Below are 12,070 nucleotides of genomic sequence, written 5' to 3'. Positions count from 1 at the left end.
TTGAAAAGTGAACTTTCAAATCACAACACTATCGGTGTTAAAATACAATATAAAACTTATCTTATCGGGATAAAAAAACACAGAAATGGATTCTATGTATTTTCGCCTGGCGACGTCCTACTCTCACAGGAGGAATCCTCCAACTACCATCGGCGCTGAGAAGCTTAACTTCCGTGTTCGGTATGGGAACGGGTGTGACCTTCTCGCCATCGCCACCAGACTATTTTGTTGAGGTAAACTCTTTTCACTTACGTGAAAAAGTCTTGTTCCCTCAAAACTAGATAATGTATTAGAAGAAGTAAAAACAAGTTTGCCTTATTTGGATATCCAAATGTTTTGGTTAAGTCCTCGAACGATTAGTATCAGTCAGCTCCACACGTCACCGCGCTTCCACCTCTGACCTATCAACCTGATCATCTTTCAGGGTTCTTACTAGCTTACGCTATGGGAAATCTCATCTTGAGGGGGGCTTCATGCTTAGATGCTTTCAGCACTTATCCCGTCCGCACATAGCTACCCAGCGATGCCTTTGGCAAGACAACTGGTACACCAGCGGTGCGTCCATCCCGGTCCTCTCGTACTAAGGACAGCTCCTCTCAAATTTCCTACGCCCACGACGGATAGGGACCGAACTGTCTCACGACGTTCTGAACCCAGCTCGCGTACCGCTTTAATGGGCGAACAGCCCAACCCTTGGGACCGACTACAGCCCCAGGATGCGATGAGCCGACATCGAGGTGCCAAACCTCCCCGTCGATGTGGACTCTTGGGGGAGATAAGCCTGTTATCCCCGGGGTAGCTTTTATCCGTTGAGCGATGGCCCTTCCATGCGGAACCACCGGATCACTAAGCCCGACTTTCGTCCCTGCTCGACTTGTAGGTCTCGCAGTCAAGCTCCCTTGTGCCTTTACACTCTACGAATGATTTCCAACCATTCTGAGGGAACCTTTGGGCGCCTCCGTTACTCTTTAGGAGGCGACCGCCCCAGTCAAACTGCCCACCTGACACTGTCTCCCACCCCGATAGAGGGGTGCGGGTTAGAATTTCAATACAGCCAGGGTAGTATCCCACCGACGCCTCCACCGAAGCTGGCGCTCCGGCTTCTCAGGCTCCTACCTATCCTGTACAAGCTGTACCAAAATTCAATATCAGGCTACAGTAAAGCTCCACGGGGTCTTTCCGTCCTGTCGCGGGTAACCTGCATCTTCACAGGTACTATAATTTCACCGAGTCTCTCGTTGAGACAGTGCCCAGATCGTTACGCCTTTCGTGCGGGTCGGAACTTACCCGACAAGGAATTTCGCTACCTTAGGACCGTTATAGTTACGGCCGCCGTTTACTGGGGCTTCGATTCAGAGCTTCGCTTGCGCTAACCCCTCCTCTTAACCTTCCAGCACCGGGCAGGCGTCAGCCCCTATACTTCGCCTTACGGCTTCGCAGAGACCTGTGTTTTTGCTAAACAGTCGCCTGGGCCTATTCACTGCGGCTTTTCGAGGCTATTCACCCCAAAAAGCACCCCTTCTCCCGAAGTTACGGGGTCATTTTGCCGAGTTCCTTAACGAGAGTTCTCTCGCACACCTTAGGATTCTCTCCTCGCCTACCTGTGTCGGTTTGCGGTACGGGCACCTTTTATCTCGCTAGAGGCTTTTCTTGGCAGCGTGGAATCAGGAACTTCGGTACTATATTTCCCTCGCTATCACAGCTCAACCTTCACGGTAACGGGATTTGCCTCGTTACCAGCCTAACTGCTTAGACGCACATATCCAACAGTGCGCTTACCCTATCCTTCTGCGTCCCCCCATTGCTCAAACGATAAAGAGGTGGTACAGGAATATCAACCTGTTATCCATCGCCTACGCCTTTCGGCCTCGGCTTAGGTCCCGACTAACCCTGAGCGGACGAGCCTTCCTCAGGAAACCTTAGGCATACGGTGGATGGGATTCTCACCCATCTTTCGCTACTCATACCGGCATTCTCACTTCTAAGCGCTCCACCAGTCCTTACGGTCTAGCTTCAACGCCCTTAGAACGCTCTCCTACCACTGACACCATACGGTGTCAATCCACAGCTTCGGTGTTACGTTTAGCCCCGGTACATTTTCGGCGCAGAGTCACTCGACCAGTGAGCTATTACGCACTCTTTAAATGGTGGCTGCTTCTAAGCCAACATCCTGGTTGTCTAAGCAACTCCACATCCTTTTCCACTTAACGTAAACTTTGGGACCTTAGCTGGTGGTCTGGGCTGTTTCCCTTTTGACTACGGATCTTATCACTCGCAGTCTGACTCCCACGGATAAGTCTTTGGCATTCGGAGTTTGTCTGAATTCGGTAACCCGATGAGGGCCCCTAGTCCAAACAGTGCTCTACCTCCAAGACTCTTACTACGTGAGGCTAGCCCTAAAGCTATTTCGGAGAGAACCAGCTATCTCCAAGTTCGATTGGAATTTCTCCGCTACCCACACCTCATCCCCGCACTTTTCAACGTGCGTGGGTTCGGGCCTCCATCCAGTGTTACCTGGACTTCACCCTGGACATGGGTAGATCACCTGGTTTCGGGTCTACGACCACATACTCATTCGCCCTATTCAGACTCGCTTTCGCTGCGGCTCCGTCTTATCAACTTAACCTTGCATGTAATCGTAACTCGCCGGTTCATTCTACAAAAGGCACGCTATCACCCATTAACGGGCTCTAACTACTTGTAGGCACACGGTTTCAGGATCTTTTTCACTCCCCTTCCGGGGTGCTTTTCACCTTTCCCTCACGGTACTGGTTCACTATCGGTCACTAGGGAGTATTTAGCCTTGGGAGATGGTCCTCCCTGCTTCCGACCGGATTTCTCGTGTCCGGCCGTACTCAGGATCCACTCAGGAGGGAACGAAGTTTCGACTACAGGGTTTTTACCTTCTCTGACCGATCTTTCCAGATCTGTTCATCTACCCCGTTCCTTTGTAACTCCATGTTGAGTGTCCTACAACCCCAAGAGGCAAGCCTCTTGGTTTGGGCTATGTCCCGTTTCGCTCGCCGCTACTCAGGGAATCGCGTTTGCTTTCTCTTCCTCCGGGTACTTAGATGTTTCAGTTCCCCGGGTATGCCATCAGTACCCTATGTATTCAGGTAAAGATACTACTCCATTACGAGCAGTGGGTTTCCCCATTCGGAAATCTCCGGATCAAAGCTTACTTACAGCTCCCCGGAGCATATCGGCGTTAGTCCCGTCCTTCATCGGCTCCTAGTGCCAAGGCATCCACCGTGCGCCCTTATTAACTTAACCTAAAGGTTAATTCTCTTACTATAAAATAAGAGAGAAACTAAAATGGCAATTACTCGGTTTTTACTTGGTTTCTTCTATACGATTATCTAGTTTTCAAGGAACAAGTAGTAGTAGCTACCTAAATAGCTACCGAGAGATTGCTCTCTCAAAACTAAACACCAAACAATTAACACCAAAGATTTAAATGTTTTTTTGTGACCAATGGTCACTTATATTCCTTAGAAAGGAGGTGATCCAGCCGCACCTTCCGATACGGCTACCTTGTTACGACTTCACCCCAATCATCTGTCCCACCTTAGGCGGCTGGCTCCTTACGGTTACCCCACCGACTTCGGGTGTTACAAACTCTCGTGGTGTGACGGGCGGTGTGTACAAGGCCCGGGAACGTATTCACCGCGGCATGCTGATCCGCGATTACTAGCGATTCCAGCTTCATGCAGGCGAGTTGCAGCCTGCAATCCGAACTGAGAATGGTTTTATGGGATTCGCTTAACCTCGCGGTCTTGCAGCCCTTTGTACCATCCATTGTAGCACGTGTGTAGCCCAGGTCATAAGGGGCATGATGATTTGACGTCATCCCCACCTTCCTCCGGTTTGTCACCGGCAGTCACCTTAGAGTGCCCAACTAAATGCTGGCAACTAAGATCAAGGGTTGCGCTCGTTGCGGGACTTAACCCAACATCTCACGACACGAGCTGACGACAACCATGCACCACCTGTCACTCTGTCCCCCGAAGGGGAAAGCCCTATCTCTAGGGTTGTCAGAGGATGTCAAGACCTGGTAAGGTTCTTCGCGTTGCTTCGAATTAAACCACATGCTCCACCGCTTGTGCGGGCCCCCGTCAATTCCTTTGAGTTTCAGTCTTGCGACCGTACTCCCCAGGCGGAGTGCTTAATGCGTTAGCTGCAGCACTAAAGGGCGGAAACCCTCTAACACTTAGCACTCATCGTTTACGGCGTGGACTACCAGGGTATCTAATCCTGTTTGCTCCCCACGCTTTCGCGCCTCAGCGTCAGTTACAGACCAGAAAGTCGCCTTCGCCACTGGTGTTCCTCCACATCTCTACGCATTTCACCGCTACACGTGGAATTCCACTTTCCTCTTCTGTACTCAAGTCCCCCAGTTTCCAATGACCCTCCACGGTTGAGCCGTGGGCTTTCACATCAGACTTAAAGGACCGCCTGCGCGCGCTTTACGCCCAATAATTCCGGACAACGCTTGCCACCTACGTATTACCGCGGCTGCTGGCACGTAGTTAGCCGTGGCTTTCTGGTTAGGTACCGTCAAGGTACCGGCAGTTACTCCGGTACTTGTTCTTCCCTAACAACAGAGCTTTACGACCCGAAGGCCTTCATCGCTCACGCGGCGTTGCTCCGTCAGACTTTCGTCCATTGCGGAAGATTCCCTACTGCTGCCTCCCGTAGGAGTCTGGGCCGTGTCTCAGTCCCAGTGTGGCCGATCACCCTCTCAGGTCGGCTACGCATCGTCGCCTTGGTGAGCCGTTACCTCACCAACTAGCTAATGCGCCGCGGGCCCATCTGTAAGTGACAGCCGAAACCGTCTTTCAGCTTTCCCTCATGAGAGAGAAAGGATTATCCGGTATTAGCTCCGGTTTCCCGAAGTTATCCCAGTCTTACAGGCAGGTTGCCCACGTGTTACTCACCCGTCCGCCGCTAACCTTCAGGAGCAAGCTCCTAAAGATTCGCTCGACTTGCATGTATTAGGCACGCCGCCAGCGTTCGTCCTGAGCCAGGATCAAACTCTCCAATAAAGTGTTTGATATAGCTCATAAAGTTTACTCTGGCTTTTTTTAAAAACTTCTATAATAGAAGCCTTACCTTTGTTAATGTTTGGTTGTTTAGTTTTCAAAGGGCAAATTAACTCATCGCCCAAAAGCGACTGTATTAATATATCATTTCAGCGATTTAATGTCAATAACTTTTTTCACTATCGAAATGTTATTAACTCTGTCGCTGTCGACCTAAACTATATTATCACCGTCATAATTTAAAGTCAACCAAATATAAGCTTGTAAATATTTACAGTTAAAAATTCTATTACTTACTTCTATATAATGAAAAAACCGGCCATATTCGGCCGGTTCCTTCTATGCTTTTACAATTTCAATCACATTTTCTTCTTTTAGAGCAACCTGCCCTGGTTTTTTAATTTGGATACTTTCACCCTGCCCAAGATTTGTGAACACGATTGGCGTGATAATCGAAGGTGCATTTGCTTTTATATACTCTAGATCCACTTTCAATAAAGGCTGTCCTGCTTCCACTCGATCATTTTCAGATACAAGTGTTTCAAACCCTTCACCTTTTAGTTTTACAGTATCAATTCCAACATGGATTAAGATCTCTCTTCCGTCATCAGACAATAAGCCTAATGCATGTTTTGTAGGGAAAAGGTTAATTACTTTCCCATTTACTGGTGATACAATCATACCTTCACTTGGAACTATCGCAAATCCATCTCCCATCATCTTTCCGGAGAAAACCTGATCAGGTACATCAGTTATCGGTTTAATTTCTCCTGCAATTGGTGAAATAAATGCTTCTTCTTTATCATTTTTAGTTTGAAGCGCTTCTGGATTAACTTCTTCTATTTGTTGTTCCACACCTTTTTCTGGTGCTTTCTCAATTGCAACTGGCTTTTTCCCACTCATAATATCTTTCATTTGACCTTTAATTGTCTCAGAACGAGGTCCAAAAATAGCTTGAATGTTGTTACCTACTTCCAATACTCCAGCAGCACCAAGTTTTTTCAATTGTTCTTTATTAACATCATTAACATCGTTTACAGATACACGAAGACGAGTAATACAAGCATCTAGATGAGCAATATTTTCTTTACCGCCCATTGCTTCTAGAATTTGATACGGAAGATTTCCGCCTTTTCCCGGAGCAACCTGATCGTCATCTTGCTCTTCCACTTCGCGTCCCGGAGTTTTTAGATTAAACTTACGGATAGCAAAACGGAATCCGAAATAGTAGATGACAGCAAAAACTAATCCAACTGGAATCACTAACCACGCATGTGTTTGCGGATTAATTAATCCAAACAAAATGTAGTCAATTAAACCGCCTGAGAATGTCATACCAATTTTTACATCTAATAAATGCATAACCATAAAGGATAATCCAGCAAAAACGGCATGAATAGCAAATAGTATAGGTGCTACGAATAAGAATGAAAATTCAATTGGTTCTGTAATACCTGTTAAGAAAGAAGTTAAAGCCGCTGATGCCATTAAACCACCAACTACAACCTTTCTTTCTGGACGCGCTTCATGATAAATCGCTAGAGCCGCTGCAGGTAAACCGAACATCATGAACGGGAATTTACCTGTCATAAATGTACCAGCAGTCAGATTTTGAACATTATCACTAATTTGAGCCATGAAAATACGTTGGTCACCACGAACCACTTCTCCAGCCTTTGTTGTATATTCCCCAAACTCATACCAGAATGGTGAGTAGAAAATATGGTGTAATCCAAAAGGAATTAATGAACGCTCGATTAAACCAAAAATAAAAGCTGACACGGTAAGGTTTGCATGCACCATGTTTTGTGAGAATGCATTTAAGCCGGTTTGGATTGGCGGCCAAATAACTAACATAATTAAACCAAGAACAATCGCAGTTCCAGCTGTGATAATAGGAACAAAACGTTTTCCTGCAAAGAACCCTAAATAAGAAGGTAATTCAATTTCATAGAAGCGATTATACAGGGCTGCAGCGATTATCCCAACGATAATCCCACCAAATACACCTGTTTGTAATGTTGGAACTCCTAATATACTTGCATAGTTTAAACCATTCACATCTTCTGGAGTAAGGCCAAGAGCGGTACCCATCGTTACATTCATGATGAGATATCCAATAATCGCCGCAAGACCGGCTACTCCTTCTCCTCCAGCTAAACCAACGGCAACCCCAACAGCGAATAGTAAAGCTAGGTTACCAAAAACAATATTCCCTGCACTCTCCATAATAGAAGCAACCATTCTTACTCCACTATTGTCTAAGAACGGTGCTATATCTAATAGTACCGGGTTTTTCAAAGCGGCACCTAATGCCAATAAAATACCAGCAGCCGGTAAAAGAGCGACAGGTAGCATTAACGCCTTGCCGACTTTTTGTAAAACACCAAATGCTTTTTTAAACATTGGCTATTCCTCCTTTAAATTTTTATCTCATAAAAGCGGTAACAAAATTTACCACAAAAAACAAAAAAGGCATGAGAAAAGAAATAATGAATGGTCTTAAGGATAGATTACCCCTAAGTTTCCATTTCAATTATCTTCTTTTACTCATGCCTGATCGAATCAGTAACACGTAAAATAAGTATAAATTATTCATGTTTATTTTGAAGCCTTTGCAAATGCATGGTTAAATAGACAGCTTCCGCATCATATATTGGCTTTTGCAGTGCTTGTTGCATCACTTTTATGAGTTTCCATGAGAGATTGTAGCACACAGGGTATTCATTCTTCAATAGTAATGCAATTTTTTCTGGTTCTTTCACAATTTCTTCATTTTTTACACGCTCGATGGTAAATCGTAAATGACGAACCAATCTCATATAATCGATGCTTTCTTTATCAATGGTAAATTGAAATTTTTCCTCCACCATATCAATTAACCTTGAGATGAGCTGATTATATTGATTCACTTCTGATATGTTTTTATTTGTTACTGCACTATGGATATGAAGGGCAATAAACCCTGCTTCACCTTCTGGCAGCGATAGATTTAATTGGTGATTAATGAGGTTAACCACCTCTAAAGCAATCGTGTATTCTTCAGGATATAAAGTCTTTGTTTCCATTAAGAAAGGGTTACCTAATTCTAATCCATTTTTTATTCGATTAATGGCAAAAAGTAAATGGTCTGTAAAAGCAACATGGATATGTTCGTATAAAGGAGATTGCATTTTTTGTTTAATCAGTTCTACTGCTGAAATTATGACTTTTTGAGTTTTATCTTCAATAAAAGGGAGTAACTTCAAATAATTAGTTTGCTCTCGTTCATTTGTTAAAACAAAGAGCTTCTCAATCGCTTCTGCAGACAACTCGTCACCTTTTTTTCGATTAAACCCTATTCCATTCCCGATTACAATCACTTCACCATAATTCAAATGGTCTGCAATTAAGACATTATTATTTAGCACCTTTTTTACCGTTAATTCCACCATGCATATACCCCTTTTTCGACACAATTCGACCAATACCCATTCTGTTGTTTGTACGATAAAAAGTCAACTTAAAGGATAAAAAAAGACCTTACCAATAACTAGTAAGGTCTTCTTTCATATTATATTAAAAATATGAAATAACATACAAAGATAGCAAATAAGAAATACATAATTGGGTGAACTTCCTTCACTTTACCTTTTACAATCATGGTTACTGGATAGAAGATAAACCCAACTGCAATACCTGTTGCAATACTATAAGATAATGGCATTGCAATCATCGTTAAGAAGGCAGGAACCGCGATTTCAAAACGACTCCAGTCAATTTTTCCTAATGATGAAACCATTAACACACCGACAATAATTAACGCTGGTGCTGTAACTGGTGCTGTTACCACTTCTAATAACGGGAAGAAGAATAAAGATAAAATGAACAAACCTGCTGTTACAAGTGAGGCAAAGCCTGTTTTAGCTCCTGCCGCTACCCCTGCAGATGATTCAATGTAAGATGTTGTGGTAGAAGTTCCTAATATGGACCCACAAATAGATGCGATTGAATCAGCGAATAACGCTTTACCAGCACGAGGTAACTTATTATCTTTCATTAAACCGGCTTGGTTAGCAACTGCTACTAATGTACCTGCATTATCAAAGAAATCTACAAATAGGAACGTTAAGATGATCCCTAACATAGTTGATGTATAAAAAGAGCTATCTCCAAAAGATGAAAATACTGCGCCAAACGTTGGTTTTAAACTTGGTACAGCGTCTACCACTTTATGCGGTGTATCAATTAAACCGAAGATCATACCTACAATGACCGTGATGACCATTCCGTAGAATACGCCACCTTTAATGCCTCTTGTCATTAAAATAACGGATACTAAAATTCCGAAAATCGCTAATAACGTATTTGGATTTGATAGGTCACCAAGTCCTACTAGAGTAGCATCATTGTTGACAATAATACCTGCGTTTTGGAAACCAATAAATGTTATAAATAAACCAATACCTGCACCAACTGCATGCTTTAAATCAATTGGAATTGCATTAATAATTTTTTCACGTAAACCAGAAAGGGTTAATAGTAGGAAAAATACACCTGAGATTAACACGGCTCCTAAAGCATGTTGCCAAGGAATTCCACTTCCTAAAACCACCGTATAAGCAAAGAAAGCATTTAACCCCATACCTGGAGCTAAAGCAAGAGGATATTTACCAAGTAGCCCCATAATAATGGATCCGATTGCTGCTGCTAATGCAGTAGCAACAAAAACCGCCCCATAATCCATTCTAAGCGCATCTGGTAAATCCTTAATATTTGCTAAGGTAAGTGTGATTGGATTGACAATTAAGATGTAAGCCATCGCCAGGAAGGTTGTAAGACCACCCATAAATTCACGACGATAATTGGTTCCAAGTTCTTCAAACTGAAAATACTTTTTCACTGTTTTTCCTCCTTTTGTCGTATAGGATTCCCCAAAAAACAAAAAACACTTCGGTTATAGCTCACCGAAGCGTTGACAAAGGTATGTGGAAAATAATTAGGGCATAGATAATAAAATAATAGCGATATAACCCCTAATATATATTCAAACACTCACCTCGTAGTCAAGCCATTTACGGTAGCTCGGTAGAAACTCTTGGGCCATATTCCCAACATTATACGACGTAAAACGACATATTTAATTTCATCTTTATTATACCTAGATATTTCGTACTAGTCAATAAAAAAACGAACATTTTTTCAAATGTCCGTTTTAATGTTCGTGTATTTACTTTTTTATTCCCACTCAATCGTTGCTGGCGGTTTACTTGTAATGTCATACACGACTCGATTGACATGTGCAACTTCATTTACAATTCTAGTTGAGATGGTTTCTAACACATCCCAAGGAATTCTTGCCCAATCGGAAGTCATACCATCTATAGACGTAACAGCTCTGATTCCGATTGTATAGTCATAGGTTCTTGCATCTCCCATGACACCAACACTGCGAATATCGGGTAATACCGTAAAGTACTGCCAGATGTCGCGATCTAGTCCAGCTTTCTTAATTTCATCACGTAAAATGGCATCTGATTCACGGACGATTTCAAGCTTGTCCTCTGAAATTTCTCCTAAGACACGAATACCTAATCCTGGTCCTGGGAATGGTTGTCTCCAGACAATTTCATCAGGAATTCCAAGTTCTGTTCCTAGTGCTCGAACTTCATCTTTAAATAAAGTATTTAATGGCTCAATTAAAGTAAATTGCATGTCTTCTGGTAGACCACCTACGTTATGGTGGGATTTAATGGTTTGTGCCGTAGCCGTACCACTTTCAATAATATCGGTATATAAAGTACCTTGTGCTAAAAATTCAATCCCTTGTAGCTTAGCGGCTTCATCATCGAATACATAGATGAATTCGTTACCGATAATTTTTCGTTTTTGTTCTGGGTCTGACACACCTTTAAGTTTGCTTAAGAAGCGTTCCTTTGCGTCTACCTTAATAACATTCATGTTAAAACCTTCTGAGAAGGTCTTCATAACGCCTTCCGCTTCATCTTTACGCAATAACCCATGATCCACAAAGATACATGTTAATTGGTCACCAATCGCTTTATGAATCAGAACCGCGACAACCGAGGAATCTACTCCACCGCTTAACGCACAAAGAACCTGTTTATCACCAACCGTTTGGCGAATTTTGGCCATTTCTACCTCAATAAAATTTTCCATTGACCAATTTCCACTTGCTTCACAAACTCCGAACACAAAGTTCTTCAGCAAATCATTTCCGTATACAGAGTGTAATACCTCTGGATGGAATTGAACAGCATATAACTTACGAGACAAATCACTCATTGCCGCAATTGGACAAGAAGGATTCGTTGCATCGATAGTAAATCCACTTGGTGTTTCAACGACTAAATCACCATGACTCATCCAAACTACCTGTTGTTCCGGAAGGTCTCTGAAAAGAAGGGAAGGATTTTGTACATCAATCGTTGCTTTTCCGTATTCACGATGCTTAGCTTTTTCTACTTTTCCGCCAAAATGCAAGGTCATTAATTGCATTCCATAACAGATTCCCAATATAGGAATACCCAATTCAAAAATCGCTTCATCACAACGGAAGGAATTTTCTTCGTATACACTGTTTGGGCCACCGGAGAAAATAATTCCTGTTGGGTTCATCTTTTTAATATCTTCTGCAGTAATTGTATGTGGATGCAATTCACTGTAGACGCCGAATTCCCTAATACGTCTAGTAATTAACTGGTTGTATTGACTACCAAAATCAAGTACGACAATCATTTCTTGGTTTTGAACATCTTTCACGATTGGTCACCACTTTCTAAAGATTACACACCTATTATACCCTTTTCATTTCTAATCGATTTATATACCCCATAAATAAAAAAACTAGAGTTCTGCTTTTTCCATCATTAAATAGAAAGGCAGAATTCTAGTTTTTAAAAGCAAAAAAAGATCTCTGCCTTCATAGTCAAATCATTTACGGTGATTTGGTAGAAACTTTCGAACCATATTATCGAGGATATACGAAGGGTTATTTATTTAGTATTTTATTATTTTTAACATAGCAA

4 protein-coding genes, 3 rRNA genes and 2 riboswitches are annotated in these 12,070 nt (G+C 42.8%); all 7 genes read right to left on the bottom strand.

Annotated features, from left to right (window positions below; all coding sequences use genetic code 11):
- Window positions 1–104: 104 nt before the first annotated feature.
- A 5S ribosomal RNA gene (gene rrf, locus ACSBPO_RS00485) occupies window positions 105–220 on the bottom strand.
- 116 nt (window positions 221–336) lie between these two features.
- Window positions 337–3,273 (bottom strand): 23S ribosomal RNA (locus ACSBPO_RS00480).
- Window positions 3,274–3,495: 222 nt separating this feature from the next.
- Window positions 3,496–5,045, bottom strand: a 16S ribosomal RNA gene (locus ACSBPO_RS00475).
- The 16S, 23S and 5S rRNA genes sit together here, the layout of an rRNA operon.
- Before the next feature lie 336 nt (window positions 5,046–5,381).
- Window positions 5,382–7,448: a glucose-specific PTS transporter subunit IIBC gene (gene ptsG / locus ACSBPO_RS00470; protein WP_442597705.1), complete on the bottom strand. Its 2,067-nt coding sequence runs from the start codon at window positions 7,446–7,448 to the stop codon at window positions 5,382–5,384.
- 185 nt (window positions 7,449–7,633) lie between these two features.
- Window positions 7,634–8,476 (bottom strand): glucose PTS transporter transcription antiterminator GlcT, encoded by an 843-nt coding sequence (gene glcT, locus ACSBPO_RS00465; protein WP_442597703.1) that lies wholly within the window; start codon window positions 8,474–8,476, stop codon window positions 7,634–7,636.
- A 119-nt stretch (window positions 8,477–8,595) separates the two neighbouring features.
- Complete coding sequence (locus tag ACSBPO_RS00460; RefSeq protein WP_442597701.1) at window positions 8,596–9,924, bottom strand: NCS2 family permease; 1,329 nt, start codon at window positions 9,922–9,924, stop codon at window positions 8,596–8,598.
- Between the two features lie 140 nt (window positions 9,925–10,064).
- Window positions 10,065–10,166: riboswitch (purine riboswitch) on the bottom strand.
- Window positions 10,167–10,259: 93 nt separating this feature from the next.
- Entirely contained in the window at window positions 10,260–11,780 is a 1,521-nt protein-coding gene (gene guaA, locus ACSBPO_RS00455; protein WP_442600276.1) for a glutamine-hydrolyzing GMP synthase, read from the bottom strand.
- A 167-nt stretch (window positions 11,781–11,947) separates the two neighbouring features.
- Window positions 11,948–12,049, bottom strand: a riboswitch (purine riboswitch).
- Window positions 12,050–12,070: the final 21 nt, after the last annotated feature.

The organism is Neobacillus sp. D3-1R, from assembly GCF_052180215.1.
In the GTDB taxonomy this organism is placed as follows: Bacteria; Bacillota; Bacilli; order Bacillales; family Cytobacillaceae; genus Pseudoneobacillus.
Note: the sequence above shows the minus strand (reverse complement) of the source record. Positions and strands in the feature narration are given on the sequence as shown.